Source organism: Rhodococcus sp. RDE2 (genome assembly GCF_020885655.1).
Classification (GTDB): domain Bacteria; phylum Actinomycetota; class Actinomycetes; order Mycobacteriales; family Mycobacteriaceae; genus Rhodococcus; species Rhodococcus pyridinivorans.
Map to the genome: position 1 here is coordinate 3,057,723 of NZ_AP025186.1, position 23,580 is coordinate 3,081,302.

At 64.8% G+C, this 23,580-nt stretch carries 25 protein-coding genes and 3 pseudogenes; 9 read left to right on the plus strand and 19 right to left on the minus strand.

The features are described from left to right. The first annotated feature begins 37 nt into the window (after positions 1 to 37). A complete protein-coding gene (locus LPH33_RS14210; protein WP_016696076.1) occupies positions 38 to 1,021 on the plus strand; it encodes a TIGR00341 family protein in 984 nt (327 codons plus the stop codon). An 8-nt stretch (positions 1,022 to 1,029) separates the two neighbouring features. Here the strand turns inward: LPH33_RS14210 and LPH33_RS14215 are convergent, their stop codons facing one another. Together LPH33_RS14215 and LPH33_RS14220 are read right to left on the minus strand one after the other, a co-directional pair. Further along, positions 1,030 to 1,512, minus strand: a complete 483-nt coding sequence (locus tag LPH33_RS14215; RefSeq protein WP_229564984.1) for an alkyl sulfatase C-terminal domain-containing protein — start codon at positions 1,510 to 1,512, stop codon at positions 1,030 to 1,032. Positions 1,513 to 2,468: 956 nt separating this feature from the next. Continuing rightward, on the minus strand, positions 2,469 to 3,362 hold the full coding sequence (locus tag LPH33_RS14220; protein WP_129976806.1) for an NADP-dependent oxidoreductase: 894 nt from the start codon (positions 3,360 to 3,362) through the stop codon (positions 2,469 to 2,471). Between the two features lie 189 nt (positions 3,363 to 3,551). Between LPH33_RS14220 and LPH33_RS14225 the strand changes: the two genes are divergently transcribed. Next, a complete protein-coding gene (locus LPH33_RS14225; RefSeq protein ID WP_129976805.1) occupies positions 3,552 to 3,965 on the plus strand; it encodes a winged helix-turn-helix transcriptional regulator in 414 nt (137 codons plus the stop codon). A gap of 170 nt (positions 3,966 to 4,135) precedes the next feature. On the opposite strand, the pseudogene LPH33_RS14230 reads toward LPH33_RS14225, so the two are convergent. Continuing rightward, positions 4,136 to 4,438, minus strand: a pseudogene (locus LPH33_RS14230) (transposase); the annotation flags it as partial. On the opposite strand from LPH33_RS14230, the gene LPH33_RS14235 reads away from it, so the two are divergent. Beyond that, positions 4,431 to 4,649: a PucR family transcriptional regulator gene (locus LPH33_RS14235; RefSeq protein ID WP_267499164.1), complete on the plus strand. Its 219-nt coding sequence runs from the start codon at positions 4,431 to 4,433 to the stop codon at positions 4,647 to 4,649. The pseudogene LPH33_RS14230 and the gene LPH33_RS14235 sit on opposite strands and share 8 nt — an antisense overlap. Before the next feature lie 31 nt (positions 4,650 to 4,680). After that, a pseudogene (locus tag LPH33_RS14240) lies at positions 4,681 to 5,085 on the plus strand (alpha-hydroxy acid oxidase); the annotation flags it as partial. On the opposite strand, the gene LPH33_RS14245 reads toward LPH33_RS14240, so the two are convergent. The 4 genes from LPH33_RS14245 to LPH33_RS14255 all read right to left on the minus strand — a co-directional run bounded on the left by LPH33_RS14245 (position 5,072) and on the right by LPH33_RS14255 (position 7,855). Further along, positions 5,072 to 6,327 (minus strand): IS3 family transposase gene (locus LPH33_RS14245; protein WP_228287126.1). Its coding sequence is split into 2 segments (ribosomal slippage): positions 5,072 to 6,054 and positions 6,054 to 6,327, totalling 1,257 coding nucleotides; the frame shifts between segments, so codons are not numbered across the junction. The pseudogene LPH33_RS14240 and the gene LPH33_RS14245 overlap by 14 nt on opposite strands. After that, positions 6,296 to 6,478 (minus strand): hypothetical protein, encoded by a 183-nt coding sequence (locus tag LPH33_RS14250; RefSeq protein WP_229564985.1) that lies wholly within the window; start codon positions 6,476 to 6,478, stop codon positions 6,296 to 6,298. The genes LPH33_RS14245 and LPH33_RS14250 overlap by 32 nt, the downstream gene beginning before the upstream one ends. Further along, entirely contained in the window at positions 6,475 to 6,597 is a 123-nt protein-coding gene (locus LPH33_RS26835) for a hypothetical protein (RefSeq protein WP_267499165.1), read from the minus strand. The genes LPH33_RS14250 and LPH33_RS26835 overlap by 4 nt, the downstream gene beginning before the upstream one ends. Positions 6,598 to 6,689: 92 nt before the next feature. Continuing rightward, positions 6,690 to 7,855 (minus strand): IS3 family transposase gene (locus tag LPH33_RS14255; RefSeq protein ID WP_229564986.1). Its coding sequence is split into 2 segments (ribosomal slippage): positions 6,690 to 7,580 and positions 7,583 to 7,855, totalling 1,164 coding nucleotides; the frame shifts between segments, so codons are not numbered across the junction. A 59-nt stretch (positions 7,856 to 7,914) separates the two neighbouring features. Here LPH33_RS14255 and LPH33_RS14260 point away from each other — a divergent pair. After that, complete coding sequence (locus tag LPH33_RS14260; RefSeq protein WP_229568346.1) at positions 7,915 to 9,336, plus strand: HEPN domain-containing protein; 1,422 nt, start codon at positions 7,915 to 7,917, stop codon at positions 9,334 to 9,336. A 45-nt stretch (positions 9,337 to 9,381) separates the two neighbouring features. On the opposite strand, the gene LPH33_RS14265 is transcribed toward LPH33_RS14260, so the two are convergent. The 7 genes from LPH33_RS14265 to LPH33_RS14295 form a co-directional block, all read right to left on the minus strand. Then, positions 9,382 to 10,482, minus strand: coding sequence for a DUF4238 domain-containing protein (locus LPH33_RS14265; protein WP_229564987.1), 1,101 nt, complete (start codon positions 10,480 to 10,482; stop codon positions 9,382 to 9,384). 128 nt (positions 10,483 to 10,610) lie between these two features. Beyond that, positions 10,611 to 10,904 carry a hypothetical protein gene (locus LPH33_RS14270; RefSeq protein WP_229564988.1) on the minus strand — a complete coding sequence of 98 codons (294 nt, stop codon included), beginning with the start codon at positions 10,902 to 10,904 and terminating at the stop codon, positions 10,611 to 10,613. Next, positions 10,871 to 11,077, minus strand: a complete 207-nt coding sequence (locus LPH33_RS14275) for a helix-turn-helix domain-containing protein (RefSeq protein WP_229564989.1) — start codon at positions 11,075 to 11,077, stop codon at positions 10,871 to 10,873. Before LPH33_RS14275 ends, LPH33_RS14270 begins: the two co-directional genes overlap by 34 nt. A gap of 332 nt (positions 11,078 to 11,409) precedes the next feature. Next, positions 11,410 to 12,303, minus strand: coding sequence for a hypothetical protein (locus LPH33_RS14280; RefSeq protein ID WP_229564990.1), 894 nt, complete (start codon positions 12,301 to 12,303; stop codon positions 11,410 to 11,412). Positions 12,304 to 12,409: 106 nt separating this feature from the next. Next, the gene (locus tag LPH33_RS14285) at positions 12,410 to 13,255 is read right to left on the minus strand and encodes a hypothetical protein (protein ID WP_229564991.1); all 846 of its coding nucleotides are present in this window, start codon (positions 13,253 to 13,255) and stop codon (positions 12,410 to 12,412) included. Beyond that, entirely contained in the window at positions 13,252 to 13,926 is a 675-nt protein-coding gene (locus tag LPH33_RS14290) for a hypothetical protein (RefSeq protein ID WP_229564992.1), read from the minus strand. Before LPH33_RS14290 ends, LPH33_RS14285 begins: the two co-directional genes overlap by 4 nt. 128 nt (positions 13,927 to 14,054) lie before the next feature. Next, entirely contained in the window at positions 14,055 to 14,858 is an 804-nt protein-coding gene (locus LPH33_RS14295) for an IS5 family transposase (protein WP_229564993.1), read from the minus strand. A gap of 858 nt (positions 14,859 to 15,716) precedes the next feature. Between LPH33_RS14295 and LPH33_RS14300 the strand changes: the two genes are divergently transcribed. Continuing rightward, positions 15,717 to 16,208 carry a hypothetical protein gene (locus LPH33_RS14300; protein WP_024100481.1) on the plus strand — a complete coding sequence of 164 codons (492 nt, stop codon included), beginning with the start codon at positions 15,717 to 15,719 and terminating at the stop codon, positions 16,206 to 16,208. A gap of 75 nt (positions 16,209 to 16,283) precedes the next feature. Here the strand turns inward: LPH33_RS14300 and LPH33_RS14305 are convergent, their stop codons facing one another. Continuing rightward, entirely contained in the window at positions 16,284 to 17,270 is a 987-nt protein-coding gene (locus tag LPH33_RS14305) for a helicase-related protein (protein ID WP_324256239.1), read from the minus strand. Positions 17,271 to 17,345: 75 nt separating this feature from the next. On the opposite strand from LPH33_RS14305, the gene LPH33_RS14310 reads away from it, so the two are divergent. Next, entirely contained in the window at positions 17,346 to 17,492 is a 147-nt protein-coding gene (locus LPH33_RS14310) for a hypothetical protein (protein ID WP_229568531.1), read from the plus strand. 4 nt (positions 17,493 to 17,496) lie between these two features. Here LPH33_RS14310 and LPH33_RS14315 read toward each other — a convergent pair. Then, a pseudogene (locus LPH33_RS14315) lies at positions 17,497 to 18,237 on the minus strand (MBL fold metallo-hydrolase); the annotation flags it as partial. Positions 18,238 to 18,581: 344 nt separating this feature from the next. On the opposite strand from LPH33_RS14315, the gene LPH33_RS14320 reads away from it, so the two are divergent. Together LPH33_RS14320 and LPH33_RS14325 are read left to right on the plus strand one after the other, a co-directional pair. Continuing rightward, positions 18,582 to 19,994 (plus strand): WS/DGAT/MGAT family O-acyltransferase, encoded by a 1,413-nt coding sequence (locus LPH33_RS14320; protein WP_229564995.1) that lies wholly within the window; start codon positions 18,582 to 18,584, stop codon positions 19,992 to 19,994. 181 nt (positions 19,995 to 20,175) lie between these two features. After that, a complete protein-coding gene (locus tag LPH33_RS14325; RefSeq protein ID WP_229564996.1) occupies positions 20,176 to 21,051 on the plus strand; it encodes a cyclopropane mycolic acid synthase family methyltransferase in 876 nt (291 codons plus the stop codon). A gap of 37 nt (positions 21,052 to 21,088) precedes the next feature. On the opposite strand, the gene LPH33_RS14330 is transcribed toward LPH33_RS14325, so the two are convergent. From LPH33_RS14330 to msrA, 3 genes are all read right to left on the minus strand, one after another. Continuing rightward, positions 21,089 to 22,684 (minus strand): FMN-binding glutamate synthase family protein, encoded by a 1,596-nt coding sequence (locus LPH33_RS14330; protein WP_229564997.1) that lies wholly within the window; start codon positions 22,682 to 22,684, stop codon positions 21,089 to 21,091. Between the two features lie 78 nt (positions 22,685 to 22,762). Beyond that, complete coding sequence (locus LPH33_RS14335) at positions 22,763 to 22,909, minus strand: hypothetical protein (protein ID WP_186455093.1); 147 nt, start codon at positions 22,907 to 22,909, stop codon at positions 22,763 to 22,765. Positions 22,910 to 23,030: 121 nt separating this feature from the next. Continuing rightward, positions 23,031 to 23,552 (minus strand): peptide-methionine (S)-S-oxide reductase MsrA, encoded by a 522-nt coding sequence (gene msrA / locus LPH33_RS14340; RefSeq protein ID WP_229564998.1) that lies wholly within the window; start codon positions 23,550 to 23,552, stop codon positions 23,031 to 23,033. Positions 23,553 to 23,580 lie beyond the last annotated feature (28 nt).

Below are 23,580 nucleotides of genomic sequence, written 5' to 3' on the forward strand. Positions count from 1 at the left end.
CCGGCCGGACCCGACGACTCTTCCGGGAGGTGCGTGAATGTTCGACACTCTTGTGCCCGAGTCCCAGCGACGCAGCCTGACGGAACTCGACGAGCGTCTGGATCTGTCGGTCGGTGATCGGCAGGCGAAGCGGTCGGCGTTCTGGACGATGCTCACCCTCTCGGCGGTCATCGCCGTGGCGGGGGTGGTCAGTGATTCGACGGCCACCGTGATCGGGGCGATGATCGTCGCGCCGTTGTCCACCCCGATCCTGGGGGTCGGCCTGGGGATCGCGGTCGGACGCGGTGTGTTGATCGCGCGCAGCGTCGCCCGGATCCTCGGCGGCATCGTCCTGGTTGTCCTCCTCGGGGTCGTCTTCGCCCAGGTGCTCGCGAACCCGGGCAATGTCCTGTCGAACTCGCAGGTCCTCGGTCGCACGTCGCCGACGTTGATGGATCTGACGGCGGCCATGGCGACAGGACTGGTCGGGGCGATCGCGGTGACACGCCGCGACGTCGGGGACGTCCTGCCCGGGGTCGCGATCGCGATCTCGCTGGTGCCTCCGCTCGCGGTGGTCGGTGTCTGCCTCGGCTCCGGCGCACCGACACTCGCGCTCGGCGCGTTCGTGCTGTTCGCATCCAACGTGGTCGCGCTGATCATCACGGCCACAGCGGTTCTCGTCGCCGCAGGTTACTCCCGGGAGGCGGCGGAGACCGTCCGGCCCCGGTGGCGACGGGCCTACGCCGTCCTCGCGGTGGCACTGGTCGTCGTCGCGGTGCCGATGGTCGTCAATTCGATGGCGTCGTTGTGGGCACGGCAGATCTCCGCGCAGGCCACGCGGTGGCTCGACGGGACACCCGACGCGGAGGTCACCGGGGTGGACTGGCACGGCACCACGGTGGTCGTCTCCGTGCTCGGCCCGGCCGAGCTACCGCCCCTGGACGAGCTCGACGCCGCGGTCGATGCGGTCCTGCCCTGGGATCCCACCCTGCAGCTCGTCCATACCGTGGGCGCGAACATCGAACGGGTCGAACCGGAGTGAGCGAATGGTCAGGGAGTGACGATCGCGAAGTCCGGATCGGGTTCGTCCAGCACGCTCACCAGCGTCGCAAGTACGCCGTCCACCCCGTCGACGGTGATGCTGCCGTCCGCCACGAGCGGCGTCGGGTCGGCGCCGCCGAGCAGCACCGCGACGAGCAGCGATCGGGTCAGCGTGATGGTGGTGTCCGGCGCGGGCAACGAGCTGTCGGTGTCGAAGTGCACCAGGAGCCCGTTTCGCAGTTGAGTGCGATGCACGATGTTCTCGTCGGTGAGGTTCCAGTCGATCGTCAACGTCGTCGACCATGCCCGCGGACCGTCCACACGCAGTGCGAGCGCGTCGAAGAGCTGCTCGATCGAGAGCGCACCGACGATGTCCGGGGCGGCGGTGACGGTCGGCGTGCCGATCGCACCGTGCCCGAACGAGAGACGGGGACGCGCTGCGCGCGCCACAGTCCGACCCGCCTCGTCGCTCTCAACCCGTCCCGATGTCATGCCTTCATCCTACCCCACCGCCCCGGCACCACCGAACGCGACACGGATCACACATAACCGAAATACACACTCCTACAACAGAAATACGTCAAACAGTCGAAGCAGCATGCGCAAAGTACGTCGGTTCCACTACACACCAAACACTTTCACCACATACATTGCGCCACAACACAATTCGAAAAAGCCCAAAACCGGCGTCCCCACCGCCCCCAACCCACCCCGCACACACCCACCCCACCAACCCGCCGGCCCCCACCACCACCAAGCGCCGGCCCCCACCCGGGACATGCCATCACCCCAGGTCACAACCCCACAACACCCACCACCACCGACACCACACCGCAACCAACCACCACCCGACCCCACACCCCCAGCGCCGCCGAACGCCACTCACTCCGATTGATCAAATTGTTCCCACGTAGCGGCCATGGCTGACCGGTCCGCGATGCACTGGCCAGCGCCTCCCGGCGTGCAGCTACCAGCCGAACCCGACATCGTCGCGCTCGCACCAAGCGCTCGTCGTCGGGTCGCCCACCCTTGCGCTCCTCCGCGAGTGAGACTTCGACGCACCGGCGACACCGGCATGGTCGACGCTGCCGGCATCCGCCTATCCCAATAGTTCACACAACCCACCGCTGTCGAGATGCAGCGAATATTGGCGGGACACACCATCGCGCTTTGGCCAGAAGCTGGGTGTGTCGGAGATGCCCGTCAATAGCGGTGCAGCCCCGAAAGACGCTTCTCCCCTACCTGTCTCGGCGAGACGAGCAGTTGCGACAAATCGATCGAACAGCTGTACGTCAACCTGTTCGCAGGCGTCGACTGTGGAATGCAGGAAAAACCGAAATCCGCGCACTGGCGATTCTGAGGCTCGGCGGCGACGGTAATCGGACCGTCGCGGTCGAGTTTCCGCGATGGCCATCGACAGGAACAGGCCCGTTCGGCGCGAGTGATCGTCAGGGGATCAGGACGATCCGTCCGCGCAGGCCACCTTCGGCCAGCTTTACGTGGGCCGCTGCTGCCCGCTCAAGCGGGTAGGTCCCTGAGACGCGGGCCACGAGCACCCCTCGGTCCGCAAGTCGGGAGAGTTCGGCGAGCTGGACACCGTCGGCCCGCACGTCCAGAACTTCGACTCGGACACCGCGCTCCGCCTCGGGTTCCCGCCCCGGCCACAGACCGAGGTAGGAGCCGCCGTCGCGGACCGTGACGATCGCCCCATGCCCCAAACCAGCAGCGTCGAGCACCCCGTCGAAACCGGCCGCTTCCAGGGTCGCCCCGCGGGTAAGGACACGGTCGGCTCCGCGGGAAAGCAGGAACGGCTCGTCGCCGGCGGAGGCGAACGCGGTGACCTTCAGTCCGTGCCGGTGTGCCAGCTCCACCGCGTGCCCACCAACCGCGCCGGCCGCGCCCGTGACGAGCAGGTGCTGCCCGGCCCGCAACGCCATCATGTCCAGCGCCTGCGCGGCGGACAGCGAGTTGAGGGGCAGCACCGCGGCATGCACGTCGTCCAGAGAGGTCGGGGCGGGGGCGACGGCTTCCGCGTCGAGCACGACGTAGTCGGCGTGGGTGCCCAGCGGCTCGCGGTGCCCCGCGGCCAGGCCGATGACGCGGTCCCCGACCTTCCGGTCGACCCCCGTACCGAGGGCCTCGATCGTGCCGGCGACATCCCAGCCCAGACCGATCCGTTCCCCTCCGCCGAACACCCCCGCGCGCATGGCAGCGTCCACAGGATTCAGCGCAGCCGCACCGACCTTGATTCGCACCTGGCCGGGGCCGGGTGCAGGCATCGAAACCTCGGTGATTTCGACCGCCTCGGGTCCACCGAAGCGGGAAACGGTTGCGGCGCGCATGAACATGGTCTTCCTTCCCTGTGCCCGCGGCGACGATATCCACCGTGCGGGCTCTGTCAGACGTCGGGCCGCGGGTACCACGGACCTGACCTGGCTTCTTACCAATGGTGTGTGACCCCATGATGGGGCAGTATCGAAGTCGATACAAAAGGCACACGCGTGTGCGGAACCGGAAGGATCACGTTCGTCATGGAACCCGAACCGAGCACCGGGCGGACCGCGGCCCTCCCCGGGCCGTGCTCCCGCTGGCCGGCGGAGCAAGGGGAGACCATCCGGCAGATCATCGATCGAGCGGGCAACAAGTGGGCGGTGCTCGTTGTCGGTTCGCTGCACGCTGGGCCCCTTCGATACACCGACTTGCTGCGCTCGATTCCCGGTGTCTCCCAGCGCATGCTCACGCACACCCTGCGCCAGTTGCGGCGTGACGGGCTCGTCACCAGAACCGCCTATCCGGAGGTGCCTCCGAGGGTGGAGTACGCGCTGACCGATCTGGGTGAGACCCTGCTCATCGCGATCACGACCCTGATCGACTGGGCTGGCACCCATCATGACGAGATCCAGGAGAACCGTGCCCGATTCGATGAGACAGAGGCCGCCGTCTGACTCTGGGCAGGCTGTTCTTCTCGAGCAACAATGAACCGTCGATTCCGTTCCGGAACGATGTCGAGTTGCTCGCAGGCGTCACACTCTATGCGAAGGCCGCTAAGCAGCTACTGCTGCGCGACACCAGTAAGCACGCTGGGGCGTTCCCCCGGAGATATGGACACCAGTTCCTATGCGGCAGCGGCCAGCGTAGCCGATCGCTTCTCGAATTCGATCGGACAGCTCTGACCGAGAGCGGAATGTCTTCTTCTCGTGTTGTAGCGCGTGACCCAGCGGAACACGTCGACACGCGCTTCACCTGCACTGTTCCAACGCTTCCGACCCTGCAACGTCTCCCGTTTCAACGTCGCGTTGAACGACTCCGCCGCAGCATTGTCCGCCGACGTTCCGACCGCACCTCGCGAGCGGGTCACCCCCAATTCACGACACACGTCGGCGAAGTCGGTCGAGGCGTATTGGCTCCCGTTGTCGCCCTCCAAAGACCTCCTGCGCACAGCCGAAGTGTTCCTCGACGCCGGCGGCGTCGCCAGCATCGCCGCAGCACACCTGCACGTACACCGCACCACCCTCTACTACCGGCTCTCCCGCATCACCGAAACCACCGGCCTCGACCTGCAAGACGGCCTCGACCGCCTCACCCTGCACCTGGCCATCAAAGCCGCCAAGGTCTGCGGCTACCTCTGACCACCACCCGATCCACCTTGAAAAGTTTCCTATGAAGCGCCGCATACCCCGAGCACACGACCTCACGCCGCTGATGCAGTTCAAGAAGCCACAGTTCAATGCGACGAAGCGGCGGCTCGATGCGGCGCTGACCATCGAGGACCTGCGCACCATCGCGCAACGTCGAACACCCAAAGCCGCGTTCGACTACACCGACGGCTCGGCCGAGGCGGAGCTGTCCCTCGAACGCGCCCGCCAAGCGTTCCGCGACATGGAGTTCCACCCGGCGATCCTGCGCGACGTGTCCAAGGTCGACACCTCGTGCACGATCCTCGGCGGGCGCTCGGAACTGCCGTTCGGCATCGCACCCACCGGCTTCACCAGGATGATGCAGACCGAGGGCGAATACGCCGGATTGAACCGTCTCGGGTTTCTTGCCGCTCCTATATCGGTGACGGCTCCGGTTGTGGAGTCGACAGGTGAGCGTAGTACGCCGCCTCGAATTCATCCGGCGGGACGTATCCGAGACGGCTGTGCAGGCGACTGCGATTGAACCAGTCGACCCACTCCATCGTGGCGTACTCGACGTCCTCGACGGACTTGTAGGGACCCGGATGGAACGGGTTTCCCTTGGCGATCACTTCGGTCTTGAACAACCCGATCGTGCTCTCGGCCAGAGCGTTGTCGTATGCGTCTCCGACGCTGCCGATCGACGCGGCAATACCCTCCAGCACAAGGGTTTCCGCGAAAGCAATGGAAGTGTACTGACTGCCGGCATCGCTATGGTGGATCAACCCCGTGCCGACCGGGTGGCCCGTGTGGTCACGTCGCCACAGTGCCATCTTCAAGGCGGTGGTGACCATCGCGGTGTCCTTGACGGTGGCGGCATGCCAGCCGACGATCGCCCGCGAGAAGCAGTCGATCACGAACGCGACATAGACGAACCCCGCCCAGGTGCGGCAATAGGTGAAGTCGGTGACCCACTTCCGATTCGGGACCTCGGCGGTGAAATCACGATCGACCAGGTCAGGGGCGCGGCGGCTGTCCGAGCCGCCGGGCACGGTGGTGCGGTGCCGACGGCCCCGGACCGCTCCGGACAGCCCTTCGTCGCGCATCAACCGGTCGACGGTGCATGCCGCGACGTCGTGGCCGTGTCTGCGCAGGTGCACGGTCATCTTTCGGCGACCGTAGAGACCTTCGGCGGTGCCGACGGTCTCACGCAGAGCGTTCGTCAGATGTGCATCGGCGACGGTCCGGCGGGATGGAGAAGCAGTTTTCCAGTTCCGATACGTGCGTGGGGCGACCTTGACGCCACGCTCGGTGAGCACGGCGCAGATCGACTCGACCCGGTGTCCTTGTGCACGCATCTGGTCGATGAACTGGCAGATCAGCGGCGGCGAGGGTCGAGCTCCCTCGCGAAGAAAATCGAGGCCGATTTCAAGATCTCGTTGGCCTCACGGAGGTCTCGGACTTCGCGTTCGAGCTCTTTGATTCGTTGCTGTTCAGCGGTGGTCACGCCGGGTGTCTTGTCGGCATCGATCAGAGCCTGGCGGGTCCAGGTGCGCAGCGACTCGACACCGACGCCGAGCTTCGGGGCGATGGCTTTGCACGCCGCGAACGGCGAAGAATATTCGTCGAGGTGGTCGAGGACCATCTTCACCGCTCGTTCACGCTGCTCGGCGGGGTAACGCTTGGACATGATGTGCATCCTCCTCAAGAAAGGAGGCGGCATCAAACCCGAGACGGTTCACACCCAACTCCACAACCTCCGGATCGAAATCCGCAGGCACATTCACCACCGCACAGTGCGACGACACCTCGGTCCACTCGATCACCACCGAACGCATCACGCCCCCACCTCCGCCTCGTCCACCGTCGCATCCACCACGACCGCACCACCCACACACGCCGTCGTCAGCAACGCCTCCACCTGCCCCTCACGCAGGCTCTGCCCCCGTACGGGGAACATACGATCTCTGCATGGCACCCCGAACCTTCCCTGACACCCAACCCGACAGCCTCGGTCGTTGGGACTGCTGCACGATCCGGTGACAGATACGGTCACGCAGCCTGTGCGGCTGGTGTGGTCATGATTGTCTCGAACTCAACCGGCGTCAACCGGCCGAGTCTGAGCTGACGTCGCCGGCGATGGTAGGTCCGCTCGATCCAGGTGACGATCGCGATGCGTAACTGCTCGCGAGTGCCCCAACGCTGCCGGTCGAGGACGTTGCGTTGGAGCAGCGCAAAGAACGATTCCATTGCGGCGTTGTCGCCGGCCGCCCCGACCCGACCCATCGACCCGACCAGGTCGTGGCGACCGAGGGCGCGGACGAATTTCCGGCTACGAAATTGCGAGCCGCGATCGGAGTGGACCACGCATCCGGCGACCGAACCTCGCCGGGCCACTGCGGATTCGAGAGCGGCCACGGCGAGGCGAGACTTCATCCGATCACTGATGGAGTAGCCGACGATCCGGTTCGAGTAGACATCCTTGATCGCACACAGATAGAGCTTGCCTTCGTCGGTGCGGTGTTCGGTGATGTCGGTGAGCCACAATCGGTTCGGCTCGTCCGCGGTGAAGATGCGGCCGACGAGATCGTCGTGCACTGGTGGCCCGGAACGGCCTTTCTTCGAGCCGCGTTTCTTCCCGAAGACGCTCCACCATTTGTTGGTCGAGCAGATCCGCCACGCGGTGCGGTCCGACATCGACTCGCCCGCGTCGCGGGCTTCGTCGGCGAGGAACCGATAGCCGAACTCGGGGTCTTCGCGGTGAGCGTCGAACAGTGCGTTCGCCCGGTACGCCTCCTCGAGCTCGGCATCGGTAACCGGGCGCTCGAGCCACCGGTAGTAGGGCTGACGGGCAAGCTCGAGGACCCGGCACGACACCGCGACGGGAATCCCGTCCGCGGCGAGCTGCTTCACGAGCGGGTAGAGCCTTTTCCCGGAAGATTCGCCTGCGACAAGTAGGCGGCAGCCCGGCGCAGCACCTCGTTCTCTTGCTCGAGCAGGCGGATGCGTTTGCGGGCTTCGCGCAGTTCGGCGTTCTCGCTGGCGGTGGTGCCGGGTGTGATGCCGTCTTCGACGTCGGCCTTTCGCATCCAGTTGGTCAGGCAGGATTCGCTGATGCCGAAGTCCGCAGCGATCTGCCGCAGGTGCTGGCCTGGTTCGCGGTTTCGGGCCACCCGGACGACGTCGTCGCGGAACTCTTTCGGATAGGGCTTGGGCACGGGTCCATCCTTCCAGCAGTGCCTGACGGCACCACAGTTCAGATGTCACCTGCTCCTACATCAGTCCCGTTTTCTGGGTTCCTGAATCCCCTGACTCCAGGCAGCCCGGCGTTGTTGAGGTAGCCGGCAGTCAAGTCACTCTGAAGGTCAGCCCTGAACTCACGCCCATGTGGGAGTACCAGAAGGTGCGAGAGGGGGAAATTGTAGGTGTTCCTGCCAAGGAACAATCGAACTTTGTCGTACTAGGCACCCTCGTCACCAAACCTCAGAAGATCACTCTAGTGGGAACCAGAACGATTTCTCGTAGCGAAATAGGCTTCTTCGCGTCCGAGTCCGAAGAGGCCCCCACAACACACCAGACGCTCCGAGCCACCTGGTGCCTTACCGGCGGACACATTAAGGACCCTGATACACGATTTCTCGGAGTCCAGATCGACGTCACCAACCTCGCAGAATGGGCGCTTCTTCAATCCCTCTCTTCAACGAGATATCCGTACAAGAAAGAAGCCATCTGGCGGTTTTCCTTGCCCGATGGCTACGACGAAGCGCTTCCCGATAATCGCGGATACCTCACGCTGCAACCCACCGGTCTGATCGAACCGCTCACGATCCGGGGTACCACCATCACCACCGATACCAAGCTGGAAGTCGAACTCAACGATGATCACGGATGGACACTCACCGACGCCTTCTCAAGGCTTGCTACACCCGTAACGAGTCTTTTTACCCTTCTCGCCGGAGAGCGCTGTGGATTGCGGAAACTCTCGGTCTGGGACGGCTCGGAATGGCTCTCGGTGCACGGTCGATGGCTCGAACCAGACTCTCCCGAGCGAACCGACTCTCTCCTACTCACAGTTCGAGATACAGGCCCCAAACTGCTCGGTCAGTGGATGGAAATGCACGAACGGACTTCACCTGTTCCGCAGATCGTGGCCGCAGCCGTGAGCAACGAGTTCCACACAATCGAGTCCGAAGCGCTCTCACTCGTCACAGCCATCGAGGCCCTGCACCGAATCCTGCACCCGGGTGACCGACGCTTCGACGAGAACCAAATCACCAACGCTGTCGTCGCCATAAAAGGACTTGGGGAGGACTCCATGGACCCCAAGCTGAACGAGTCCCTGCGAAGCGCTCTCAAACAGCACTGGTGGGAAAAGAGCTATCCCCAACGCGTTCAGGACTTGGCTGAACCCGTTGCCGCCGCCGTCCCGGGTTCTCTCGGAAAAGTCAACAAATGGAGGAAAGCAGTCGTAGACCAAAGAATCAGCCTCGCCCACGGCATGTCCCTGAAATCCGACGCCTTTCTCAAAATGGACAGCCTCAATCGATCGATTCGCTGGATGCTGACGCTGCGGCTACTACTCGAAAGTGGCGTACCTGCCGATGTCTTGGCCCCAGCAATAGATCGCTCCGAGCGCTTCAAGAGCGATCGTAGGTATTGGCGCAAGCACTGGCCCACGATCTGGGTACCAAAGCCGTAACCGACAGTGGGGTAATACGGCTCTTATGCTCCACTACTGATCCGGCTACAGGCCGTACCAGCGCGGAATCGGCCATGCCGGCGCTTCCGGCACCCCGGCCCAGCGGCTGCGGGCAGTAGCCCCGAGCAGCATCACCCTCAACGCCTCGGCAGGGTCGACGAAGTCCGCGGCCTGCTCGTCGCTCGGCTCGACGACGTCGGCACGGGCCGGGACCTCGAGATCGGCGGCGATGTCGTCGCCGGGACGCTCGAACACCATCGACTCTGCCGCAGCGACCATCTCGTGGTTGATGCTGCGGGTCTCCTCTTCGTCGAGCACATACCCACCACGGTGCCGCAGGCCGGGCCGGAGCATGACCAGCAACTGGTGCGGGCCGATTGGATAGAGCACCACCGCGCTGAACCCGACTCCGAGTGTGACTTCACGTCCGACCGGGGGGCCGGCGAGAAGCACCACCGGGTCGTCACAGGTAACCAGCGGAGTTTCGGTCCGGTAGACGGCCCACTGCCGCATGTGCAGCCTGGCCGCGACCGGACACCTGACATCGGAGAACATCAGCGTGATCGCCTCTGCCTGCGGATCGGCGTGCGTTCGGGCGAGCATGGCCCGGAAATCGGCGTCGGTCATGTTCGGGGCCATGAGTCGATAGAACTCGCGCTTGGCCGCTACAGGGCCCTTGATCAACAGCAGGTAGCGGGTGCGTTGAGCGCGGGTACGGGTGACCTGAAGTCCGAGGAACACCGACAAGTCCCGTTTGAGTTCGTCGTCGGTCACCTCTCCTGAGCCGAGGCGCTGGAGCTGATCGAGCCGGTGCGCGCACTCGTCCTCGATACGGGACAGGTGCTTTTCCACCCACCGCAACGGCGCGTCCATCGTTCCGCCCGGCGCCGGCAACGAGTAGAAGTTCGTCTTCTTCGCGACCTCCCTAGGCCGCTGAGTCGGCAATACCTTCCGGCGGTCGACGAGGACCGGCTGCACCTTCTGGCCCACCGTCCACCGCTTGAGGTACATCTGGGGCACGTAGTGGTGTTCCTTGCCGTTTTCCGCTTTCCCCAGCCGGATCGATTCCGCGACGAAATCGTCCCCCAGCCACTGATGCTCGAACCGCAACGCGGCCATCATCTGCATCAGTTCCTCACCGGTCACCGCTACCCCCTGATCCGTCTCTGCAACCGATCGACCACACCCGACTCCGTCCACGCTGCCGACCACATTTTGCCGTTGACCAGTGACGATGACACGTCCCCCCGTACTCGGTCACTCTGTCGACGGAGTTAAACCCGCAACCGGACTTCGGACAAGTGACGCTTGATGAATGTCAATGCCAGCACTCCCGACTGGAGGTCACCTACCGCCAAGGACAACGTTCGGGGAGTGTTGCGGCCGCCTTCGCCGGCAGCGAGCAGATCGTCCCCGAGCGCAGCGTCCGGGTCGTCGAACGCTTCGTTCAGATCCATGCGTACCGCTTCGACTTCCTTTTCGAGGCGGGTGACGATGCTGTCGATTTGTTCGAGTTGCCGACGGTACATCTCGGTCAGGATGTCTTCGACTTGCGACCAACTCGGCACATGGTCCCGGTGCAGATAGGCGTGGCCGTTCTTCGTCCGAGCAATCCCGACATAATCTTGCGTGCGCGGACCATCTCCTGAAGAACCGGCACGCTGACACCGCACTCCTTCGACGCCTGCGACAGCGTCAGATACTCCGGGTTGTTCTTCGGATCGGTCTCGGTGCCCGTCATGGACGGCACCGTACCGGCCAGGACCGACCAAGCATCGGTGTCGCCCGCTCGTAGGACTGGCTGCTTCACGCGGAGGGAACACGGCATGTCCCCTGGTTCTGGACCGTCCGGCGGGATCTATGACGAACGACGTCACGAATTTTTTCGAGTTCGTGGCGTCGTTCGTCGCAGTTCATGCGAACTGCCAACGCTGGCATTCCTGGAGAAGGTCCCCTCTACCTGTGAACGCCGTGATCCACATGCCCGAGCAACACCCAAGCCGCGCTGCGGTGGATTCGTAGAGCAGTGCTCGGCCGGGATGAGCATGTTCCCATTATTTCCACCTGTCCGGTCTAGTGCCCTTTCGCGGTCCCAGGGAGCCCTCCGGAGACCACACGGCCGACACCGTTCGCAGCCTTGACCGCCCGCGGGTTACGGTGAACAGCACCCGAGGCCGGCGCCGCGGCAGGCAACTGCTCGCGTGCATTCTTCCGCAGACGTTCTACTTCCCCGGCTCGAAGCCCGAATGTGTCGCGCTGCATGTCGTCGGTACGCGCCCCTTTACGGCGCCCTGCAGCATCCACGCCCCGACCAGCACGGTTCGTGCTACGCGAGCCGCGGTGAACGTTCTTCGATTTTCTCTGCGCGTTTTGCTTCTGAGGTTTCCTGCGTTGCGGTTCACCCGAAGAAGCTCGTGATGCGTTCACAGAGGCCGACGTTTTCGGCGTGCTGGCCGATGCGGGGCGCATCCCGTCTGCTCGCAGCTCATGGGTGATAGCCAACGCGTAGCGCGCCGCCCGAATCGCCCGCCGGCGCTGGCGTGGGTCCGAGTTGCCTAGCGTGCATCGTTGCGCCTGCAGCAGTGCAGCATTCCGTTCATCGAGGCGTACACGCGCCTGAACAGACAGCTGGTCCAGTGGCACCTCGATGCGCAGTGTGCGGCTGATCAGCCCGATCACTTCGCTGGCAGCGTAGCTCGAAGACGCGGTGGTCCCGAGGTGGTCCTCGAGTTCCTCGGCGAGGTTGAGCGCGACCACAGCATGGCGGAATGCGCGTGGGCGCAGAATCTCCCGGTTACGCGAGCACTGCATCTCGTTCGCCGTCGCGATGGCTGTCTCGATCTGCGGTAGCCGCTTGTCTTTGATCCCGAGTGTCCGATATCGGTCTGCGATTGCCTGGGCCTTCTTCATCACGATGTTGACTTCTCGGTGCCGCACGGCAGTGGTGTGGTGAATCCCGTTGCTCATGGCGACTCCCTTTCCTACCAGTGGGCCGGAGTGGACAAAGCGTGCCATATCCAACCGACGAGAATCGCAGATCTGCTGTCACCGCTCGAGGGGTGAAGCGGGGCGGTCAGTTTCGAAGTGGAGGGACAGCCCGGGGGCACACCTGCTTTTTCATGGCGTCGATGGCGTCGGCGATCTCCTCTGCCCTGGTGGTCCACCAGACGTCGCAGTAGAGCTCGGCCAGCTGCGCGCACAGCACGGTGGTGGCGTGCGTGAGCAGGTCGAAAGCCAGGCACGCTTGGGCAACGATGACGGGCTCATCGTCGGGGTAGTCGATCCGGTCCGGAACGGCGTGCACATCGACCGCTGAGGCAGGCAGTCGGCCGGCCTCGATGTCGACTGCTGCGTACACGGACCGGATCAGCTCGTCGACGATGAAACATCCGCTGCCGGGCCGGGTGTCCACCATCGGGTACTCGATCGGTGGGGTGGGTGGAGCTGTGTCCACGCCGAGGATCTGCGCGATGTGATCGCTGAGCATGCTCTCGGCACGTCGCGAGTCGAGGGCCACCATGCTGCCGGCGTCGACGAGCGGGGAGGTCGCCAACCGGGTCAAGGTGCGCAGGTCCGCCGCGGCGGCGGTCAGGACCGCCCATGTCGATCTGTGGTGGCAGTGGGTCATCAAGGCGGCGGCGTCGGACACGGTGATGCAGACCCGGCCGAACAGGGCGGTGCTGCAAGTGACCTCCAGATCGGGTTCGGGCAGCAGCGGCGCGGTGTGGCCGGCCAGTCGGGTACGTGCTTCGCTGCGCAGCGCCTCGAGCGGAGCGTCCAAGGATGCCTGCACGGTGGTGACGGTGGCGGCGACGATACGGGCGGTGCGGTCGATGCGGCGGTCAGCGGTGCGCGCGCGGGGGAGCTGCGCGACGAACGCGTCGAGCAGCTCCCCCACCGGTCGGTGCGAGACGCTCACGCGGCGTCTCCGAATTCCCCCGTCGCGGTACAGCGCTGGTAGGCAGCTCGGCCAAGCCTATGCGTCCAGGTGCGTTCCTCCGGCAAAAAGATCCCGCCGCGCTGCCCCCAACATGCGGACTCGAAGCGGACATCGGCGGCGATCACTCGTCGTGCCGCGGGAAGCAGGTCCCGATCACCGGTGAACGCCACGATCGCCTCGGCGCGTCCGGAGCGGGCCGCATCGTCCATGGCGAACGCCAGACTGGTATCGACTTCCTTCTGCCGGAACCCGCCGTCGGGCAGGTACTGCAGCGGTCGCAGGTGAACGATCACCTCGCCGGAAGCTTCGACCTGGTGTTTCCAGGCGAGCATTCGGTGGTGGTCGAGCGGTCGGCGGTCCGGGTCGTGGAGGCCGTCGAAGACGTGCACGGTACCGAGTTCGCTGGACCGGTGGCGCAACGCCAGGATCTCGCAGGCGGTGGCGAGAGGATCGGGGGTGCGAGAGCCCACGCGCCAACCGAAGGCTGTACGTGCCGAACGGATCACGTACCCCATGTCGAGGAACACATCGACACGGTCCGGGACACCGGAGATGGATCCGATCGACCGATCCTGCGGGTCCGGGGTGGGCACCAGGCGCAGCTGAGGCCGGATGGTGCGGACAGGATGGGACAACGGGGAAATGCTCATGGTGATCCTCGATCCGAATGGTGTGGGAACTTGGTGGTTTCGGTGCCGGCAGACACGACGTTAGCGCACCCGAGGGGCAGGCCGCACGCGCGAAATCGACTGCGCCGCAATACTTCAATGAGGTTTTCTCACCAGGCCGGTGCTTGCAGGTGAAGAAGAACGAGAGCCGCAGCAGCGATCGAGCCGATCCTCCACGGACATAGACTGATTCGCTGCAGCGCCTTCCACCGGGTCTTCAGCAGCGCGTTCGCGCGTTCGGCCGGAGCACGCATCGCAGACAGCAGCGTGTTGCGGCAACGAGTGCCGATATCGAGATCACGGCCTTTCGTCGGGACGTGGACGCCGATCCCGGCACCGGTGTACCCCTTGTCGGCGAGGGTGGGCATCCCGCCGGCGGCAGCGTGGTAGAGGGCGCCGAGGATCCCGCCCCGACGAGCAGCGGTGAGGTCGTGCACCGAACCGGGTGCAACCTCGGACACCCACACCGGATAGCCGGTCGGATCGGTCAGGACCTGGACGTTGCCGCCATGGCGGCGATGTTTACCCGAGTACCACACGTCGTGCCCGGACTCGGAACGCTCCCGGCAGCGAGTCGAGGCGATGAGGGTGCCGTCGAGACAGACATGCTCCCAGCCGGACTCGATCCCACGTTCGAGCACCTCGTGCAGGTCCGGGGCGTGCGCAGCGATCACGTCGATACCTTCGTGGAGATACCGGTAGGCGGTGGCCTGCGAGATGCGGGCATCGCGCGCCAGGGTGGCGACGTCGGTGCCGTCGCGGAACCACCGCAGCACCATCAGAGCCTGGACGTAGACGGTCGCGGCCCGCTGCCACGGCCGGCGATCGGTCCTGCGGCGGTGGGCAGCGAGGATACGGGCGACGAAGGTCAGGGTGTGCTCGGGCACGTCGAGCGTGGCACGATAGGTAATCACGTGGGGTCCTGCTCCGGGTTGCTTCTTGCTCGAAACAATCCCTACCAGGCAGGACCCCACGTCCTCTTTTCACGCCACACCGTTCGGATGTCTTTGCTGTCGTCGGTGACTCTCTGGTGAGAAAACCTCAATGAAAAGTTTGTTTGCGGTCCATTTTCTTCATAGAAGGCATAGAAGCGAGGCGGGGACGGTGACTATTTATAGGCTTTGCCGCCAAAAAGCTGGAAATATAAAGAAAATTCGACGACCAGCGGCAATGCTCTCCGATGCGCCTCGTCTCGGCAGCATCCGCCCGACCGCAAAGAGGGGCGGGGATGCTCGTTGCGACAGTGAAATATAACGATTTTGCATCGACTGGAGTGACAGTCGTGGCTGAGGCGGATATGGCGGCCATATCTGATCTACCCGCAGGCTCTCTCGGATCAGAAGCTGGCCTCCCTGCGTTGCTCGAGACCGCAGGTGTCGCGAATGGACGCCGACCGCCAAAGCCGGGTTCTGAGGCGTGTCATATCGTCGGGCCAATCATTCTCCGGCTAACAGATGGGACGCTGCCGCCAGTGAGGGGAGGGGCCGCGATGACACGAATACGGCTCACACCCCGGCCAGCACACCACATCCGACAGATCGACCTCCCCGCTCCACGATGACTCCTGGATGACCCGCTCCAGCAGGCGCAGAAAGTCCGACAGCATCTCCAGATTCGGACCGCCGCAATCGACGATCCGGCTCGGCCGGTGTTGCCGCACACCAGTTCGAGATTCCGCCATCACCATCAAACCCGGATCGTGATGGCGGATCGTTGGCACTGGGACGCCGGTCCTCGATACCGTGGAGCAAAGCCCGACTCCGGAGGACAGAATGCCGAAGCGAGCCGCCAGCGGGCGCACTATCGCACTCGAGGAAGCTATCGCCGCCGCGGGCGACGAAGGATCCGCCACCCTCGGTCTTCCCGACAAGGTCGAGCTAGGACAGGTCGCGTTCACCTTCATGTTCGACACCGGAGACGGATTCTCTGCACAAGACATCACGTTCGACTGGGAGGGTGTCGCGTGGCTCACCTGGTCCCAGGACATCTCCGAACACGAAGGCGGACTGTCCGCCGGCTCGAGTTCCCCGGTGCATGGTTGGGCCTCGTGGAGCAATGGATCCGATCTGCTCCTGGCCTACACCTGGCCCGAAGTCTCCATCGACGGATGGGCGCACGTCCCCGGCGGTGCGCCAGGGGAAGAAGGCGAACATCCAGAGGATGCACTGTATGAACCGCAGGCTTGGGTCGAGCTGGCCAGGACGATCGTCGGTGTCCTACACGAAGGCGAAACGTCGGAGTGGACCGGCCGAACCTACCGTTAGTACGCCCGCGGCAAGTGCCCACATCGCACCGACCCACGTACACAGGTGGGTGAGGTCCCCAACCCCTCATACCGTCTAACCGAATGAGCCAGCCCGGGTGTCGATCCTTCTGGGAAGAAGCGCTTCCAGCTCGGGAGTTCCATAGGTGAGCAGTGCAATGTCTTCCGTGCTGTGCTCACTCACGTCGCGGTCGAAGGTCACAGCGCGCGTGTCTTCAGGGCGCTCTGAGGTGCGGTAGGCGCCGGCAGAGGTTGTCCCGGCTTGGCTCGAGAACGAATGGGTGGGTACCGGTGTGGGCGTGGTGAGCCGGTACACGCCGGGCTTCTCCTCGACCGGCTCCAACAATGGTGCGGTCAACGGATTCGTGGTCAGGATTTGTTCCAGATCGGACAGTCCGAGATCCCCCTGCAGCATGGGGGGAGGTTCTACCTCGTCGGCCGAGTCCGGGGCGGTGCCGAGATCGGTCACCTGCACCGCGCGAGTGTGGAGCTGTTCCACTTCGTCCTTGAGTGCGTCGACCTGGTCGGCGACGGCTTCGTCGCTGCCGTCGCCCAACGCGAGTTGTTCGATGGCCTTTTCGATGTTGCCCAGGACCGGGGCGGCGTCACCGACGATGTCGGTGAAGTCGCCGTAGTCTTCGGCGATACCTTCGTAGACGCGTTGCTCGACGGTGTCGGCGTAGAAATAGTTGGTGACCTGGATGTGCTCGTAGCTGGCTCCGATCCGGTCGACGCGACCGATGCGCTGTTCGACGCGCATGAGGTTCCACGGCATGTCGTAGTTGATCAACCGACCGCAGGTTTGCAGGTTCAGGCCCTCGCTCATCGAATCGGTGCCGATGAGCACGGTCAGGTCCCGATTGCGGAACCGTTCCTTGATCTCGGCTTTGCTGACCTCCTGCCAGCTGATGGTGGCGGGGTCGTAGATCTGACCGCCGCGCCCGGAGTAGCAGCCGATCCTGGTGATGCCGGCGGCGATGAGGCGTTCGCGGATGTAGTCCATGGTGTCGGTGTACTGCGTGAACACCACGACGCTGTCGTAGGTGAGCAGGGATTCGTTCACGTCGGTGACCAACCGTGTTGCTTTGGTGTCCTCACCGGTGATCTTGTTCAGCTCCGCCAGGAACAGGCGCAGCTCGTGCAACTCGCCGTGCAGGAGCGCGGAGGATGCATCGAATGTTTCCGGGTCGAACAGCGCGTCCTCGACGTCGGCGTTGTCGTCTTCGGCGAGCAACTCGGCCAGGCTCAGACCGTTCTCGAGGACGTCGAGACGGCGGGTCAGTGATTTCCCCGTCGACCGTCTCCGTCTGCCCCGTGTGCTCGATGTCGATCGTCGGAGCGATCAGGGTCGGCGTTCCGGTCGAGGTCGTCGGTCCCAATCCCGCACCGACGGCACCGCGAGGACCTCGTGGCAACGCCGCTCCGTACATGTAGGCGGCGCGGCGTCCCATCGCCGTGCCCGCGTACACGTTCTCTGCGACGGCGTGCTCGACGAAGCCGGCCGGCGCCAGGACCGGGCATCGCCCGGCTGCGACGTCCTCGACCGTCGTGACACCCTTGACGCCACCGAAGTGATCGATGTGGCTGTGGGTGTAGATCACCGCGGTGACCGGGCGGTCACCGCGATGCGCCCGATACAGCGCGAGACCCGCCGCAGCGGTCTCCGCGGAGATCAGTGGATCGATGACGATCACGCCGGTATCGCCCTCGACGAGCGTCATGTTCGACAGGTCCAGACCGCGCACCTGGTAGATACGCTCCGTGACCTCGAACAATCCCTGCCGCGCGCAGAGTCGCGACTGCCGCCAGAGGCTCGGATTCACCGTCGGAGGGCAGTCGTCGTCGAGGAATGCGTACGAATCGCTGTCCCACACGACGTGGCCATCGGTGTTCCTCACGATCCCGGGTTCGAGAGCCGCGATGAAACCGCGATCGACGTCGTCGAAATCCTGGACGTCCGAGAAGGGCAGTGATCGATCCACCTGCGTGTTCCGGACTGCGGCGGGCATGTCGGCCGATGGGTCGGACATCGCGATCCTTCCGGGTGATCTGCGGGACCCGGCACAGCAGGGAGTGTCGAGTTCGTGATTTCCGTTCCTGTCCTCGACTGTATTTCCGTACGCGCTCCCGGATCACGGCTTCCGTCCAGATCGATCGGCGGTAGCGAGACCTCCCGGAGTTCGAAAATCGGACAACAATTCTCGTTTCGGCCGGAAATCGGGCGTCCGGACTTGGCGATACGACCCGGCATCGCGTATTAGTTGTGTCGCGTCATAAACCTGTGACGGGGGTCATGGTTTGACGCACATGTCGACGGGGCAGCAGGGGGCCTCGTCACGAACTGCCCGGCGATCCGGGCGGAGGAAATGTGCCGATGCGTCCACCCATGTCGCCCGCCGATTCGATGTTTCTCCTCGGGGAGTCCCGCGATCATCCGATGCATGTGGGCGGACTGATCCTTCTCCGGCCACGCGAAGGCACGACCGCCGCGGATCTGGGGGCACTGTTCACCGCTGCCGCGGAGGACGGCGAGGTCGCGCCGCTGTGGCGCAAGCGCGCGGTCCGTTCCCTGGGCACCTTCGGTCAGTGGGCCTGGGAGGAGGATGCGAACTTCGACCTGAGCTACCACGTACGACGCAACGCGTTGCCGCAGCCCGGCGGGCTCGACGAACTCTGGGATCTCGTCTCCCGGCTGCACAGCACGCTGCTCGATCGGAGCCGGCCGCTGTGGCAGATGCACGTGATCGAAGGTCTCGCGGACGGCAGGCTCGCCGTCTACACCAAGATCCACCACGCCCTCGCCGACGGTGTCGGCGCCATGAAGTTGCTGCGCCGCGCCCTGAGCCCGGACTCCGAACGGACCGGCATGCCGGCACCGTGGGCACCCTTCGACGCGCCGAGCCGCTCCCACTCCTCCGGGACCGCGCTCGATCTTCCCGAGGCCGCGATGCAGGCGGTGCGGACGGCGACGGCCGACGTCACCGGCTTCGTGCCTGCACTGGCCGGCACCGTGAACAGGGCGCTGCGCGGCGGAGGCGGATCACTGTCGCTGGCCGCACCGAACACCGTGATCAACGTGCCCATCTCGGGGACGCGCCGGTTCGCCGCCCGCTCGTGGCCGCTGGCCCGCCTGCGTGCCGTCGCGAGAGCGGCCGACGCGACCGTCAACGATGTCGTTCTGGCCATGTCGTCGGGAGCACTGCGCGCCTTCCTGATCGAGCAGGAGGCGTTGCCCGACAAGTCGCTCGTGGCCATGGTCCCGGTGTGCCTGCGACCCGACAAGGATTGCGCCGGAAACGAACTCGGTGTCCTGATGGCGGACATGGGCACGGATCTCGCCGATCCGGCCGACCAGCTGGCCAGGGTGTCGGCATCGACGACGGAGGGCAAGGCCTCCATGCAGGGGATGTCCTCCCTGTCCCGGCTGGCGGCCAGTGCACTCGGCGTCGCGCCGCTGGCGGTGGGGATCCTCACGCGCAATCGCGCGCTTCCGCGACCACCCTTCAACGTCATCGTCTCGAACGTGCCGGGTTCGCCGGATCCGTTGTACTGGAACGGTGCTCGTGTGGATGCTGTGTATCCGCTGTCCGTACCCGTCGACGGTCAGGCACTGAACATCACGTGCACGAGCACCGACGACGCCATCGCTTTCGGGCTCACCTCGTGCAGTCGCAGCCTGCCGCAACTGCAGCCCCTGCTCGATCACTTCGACGCGGCCCTCGACGCGCTCGAGGACGCCTTCGACATCGTGCCGGTCACCGACGGGGCATCCGTCCGTGCGGGCTGACGCCGCGGGGTAGCCGCCAGGCACTCGTGTGCCCGAGTCGGACAACTCCCCCAGGAATCGCCGTTCTCGTGTGAGAAGGCACTCTGCCGGAGCACTATCGACCGATAGCGGTGTGCCCCACGGGAAGCGTGAATTCCGACACAGGAACTCGCGTCCCACTCCTCGCGGAGAGTAGGTCCGAATGCAGAAGCTGACGCCGTTCTACGAGAAGGTCCAGACCCACTACGACCTGTCCGACGACTTCTTCGAACTGTTCCTCGACCCCACGCGCACGTACAGTTGCGCCTACTTCGAGCGCGACGACATGAGCCTCGAGGAGGCCCAGATCGCAAAGGTCGATCTTGCTCTCCGCAAGTGCGATCTCCGGCCCGGAATGACCTTGTTGGACATCGGCTGCGGGTGGGGCTCGACGATGATGCGGGCGGCTGAGCGATACGACGTGCACGTCATCGGTCTGACGTTGAGCCGCAACCAGTACGAACACGTGTCCGGTCTGCTCTCGGCGATGTCGTCCGGTGGCCGTACCGCGGAGGTTCGCCTGCAGGGCTGGGAGGAGTTCGACGAGCCGGTGGACCGCATCGTCAGCATCGGAGCGTTCGAGCATTTCCGCCGACAGCGGTACGACACCTTCTTCGAACGCGCCTCCCGCATCCTGCCCGCCGACGGCCGGATGCTGCTGCACACCATCGTCGGGCATTCCCGTGCCCAGCTCGAGGCGATGAAGGTGACGGTCACCCGCGAGGACGCTCTGTTCCTGCGGTTCATCATGAGGGAGATCTTCCCCGGAGGGCAGCTCCCCGACCGGGACCTGGTCATCACCGGCGCACAGCGAAACAGTTTTTGGGTGCAGAACATCGAGTCCTTGCAGCCCCACTACGCCCACACACTCGATCTGTGGGCGCAGGCCCTCGAGGCACGTCGCGACGACGCGGTCCGGATGGCCTCCGAGGAGGTCTACCAGCGACACATCCGGTATCTGACCGGTTGCGCCGCGAACTTCCGACGGCGTCTCATCGACGTCCAGCAGTTCACGCTCGTGAAGCAGCGACCCCGATGATGAGGACCTGCACCAGGTCGTCGCGAGCAGGAGCTCGTCACAGGTGGGACCGGGGACGGAACGAATCCGGCGAGGCGGTACGCCAGTCCGCCGCCCACGTCGACGGCGGATCTGCCAGCAGTTCGCCCGGAGCGAGCCACTCGTAGAGCTCCGTGTAGGAGCGGACGACGGTGGGCGACACCTTCTTCCGGAGCATGTCCGTCGTGAGTCCGCTCGGTTCACCGACGCCCATCGACGCCATGAGTTGCATCGCCTGCCGCACCGTGCTCGCGTGGTACCGCTGCACCCGTAAGGCCTTGTCCGCCACATCGAGCGCCCGTGCTCGTTTCGGATCCTGGGTCGTCACACCGACCGGGCACCTGTTCGTGTGACACCGCTGCGCCTGGATGCATCCGAGCGCCATCATCATCGCCCGCGCCGAGTTGGTGTAGTCCGCACCTTGGATCAGCCGCTTCACCATGTCGTTTCCGGTCGCGACCTTGCCGCTCGCGCCGATCCTGATCCGGTCGCGCAATCCGGTACCCACAAGTGCGTTGTGGACGGTCATCAGTCCGTCGGTGAGCGGCAGACCCACGTTGTCCTCGTATTCGAGGGGTGCTGCGGCGGTGCCACCCTCCGCTCCGTCGACGATGACGAAATCGGGGGTCGTCCCTTCGGCGAGCATGGCCTTGCAGATCGCGAGCACGTCGATGCGGGATCCGACACAGAGCTTGAAACCGACGGGCTTCCCTCCGGACAGCTCGCGGAGACCGGCGAGGAAACGGACCAGTTCGCGCGGCGTGGTGAAGACCGTGTGCGCTGCGGGACTGATGCATTTCTCGTGGGCCGGCACACCTCGATAGCGTGCGATCTCCTCGCTCACCTTCGCTGCCGGGAGAACACCGCCCACGCCCGGCTTCGCACCCTGACTGAGTTTGAGGGAGATCGCCTTGCCGTGGTCGTGGGCCGACTTGTCGGCGAATTCCGTCGGGTCGAATCTGCCGTCGCGGTCGCGCGTCCCGAAGTAGCCGGATCCGATCTCCCAGACCAGGTCGCCGCCGCCCTCGAGGTGATACGGCGTCAGGCCACCCTCTCCGGTGTCGTGGGCGAACCCGCCTCGAGCCGCTCCACGGTTCAACGCCCGGATCGCGTTGGCGGACAGCGCACCGAAACTCATCGACGAGACGTTCAGCAGCGACATCGAGTACGGCCGCGTGCAGTCGGGTCCTCCGATGCTCACCCGCGGCGGTTCGTCGGGTTCGGGCACCGGCGCGGTCGAGTGCACGAGGTATTCGTAGCCGACCTCGTAGATGTCACGTTCGGTGCCGAACGACAGTTCGCCGTGGATGCCCTTGGCGCGTTCGTAGACGACGGTGCGCACGTCCCTGTCGAAGGGTCGTCCGTCGAAGTTCCGCTCGACGAAGTACTGCTGCAATTCCGGCCGTACGCTCTCGAGCAGATATCGCATGTGGCCGAGCACCGGATAGTTGCGCAGCACCGAATGCCGGCGCTGCACGAGATCGTAGATTCCGACCAGCAGCAGGAACGTCAGGAGGACGACCAGCACCCACCAGACCCACCCTCCGACGGCGGCGATCACGCCGACCAGAACCAGGGTCAGGCCCAGGAAACCGACGAGGAAGAACCGCAGCACGGTTCACCTTCTCTCCGCCTACCCGGCGGGACACACATGTCGGACAGCGGCGACCACACTCGCCGCCCGACCGGCAGATCAGTGGGAACCGCGGCGCTTCTGCTGCAACTTGGCGAGCATCTCCTTGGCCTTGCGCTGGTTCTCCGGCTTGGCCGCCTCACGTCGGACGATCTGGATCGCCTTCACCGCGGCGGCGCTCTTCATCGCCTTGCCGAACATTCCCATCGAGCACTCCTCCGCGTGTCGTTCCGAACCGTACTTCCACGATACGGACGCGCGGAAACACCGACGAGCAGCCGCTGCCGGCGGCACGGGCAGTCCCCGTGGAACTGCCCGTGCGCGCAACTCAGTTCGCCGCGTCGGCGATGCGACTGTTCGGCAGCTTCCAGCCCGGCCGTGGGAAGTGGCAGGTGTACCCGTTCCGGTAGCGCTGGAGATAATCCTGGTGCTCGGGTTCGGCCTCCCAGAAGGTGCTCGCGGGAGTCACCTCGGTGACCACCGTGCCGGGCCACAGACCGGACGCCTCGACGTCGGTGATGGTGTCCACCGCGACCTGCTTCTGCTCGTCGTCGAGGTAGAAGATCGCAGAGCGGTAGGACGCCCCGACGTCGTTGCCCTGCCGGTTCAGGGTGGTCGGATCGTGGATCTGGAAGAAGAACTCGAGCAGCGCCCGGTAGTCGGTCCGTGCGGGGTCGTAGACGATCTCGACGGACTCCGCGTGCCCCGGATGGTTGCGGTAGGTGGGGTGATCGTTCTGCCCACCGGTGTAGCCGACCCGCGTCGACACCACCCCGGGCTGCCTCCGGATCAGCTCCTCCATACCCCAGAAGCATCCGCCTGCCAGAATCGCCTTGCGTGTATCGGTCATTACGCCTCCTCGGGAGGTGGAACCGAGA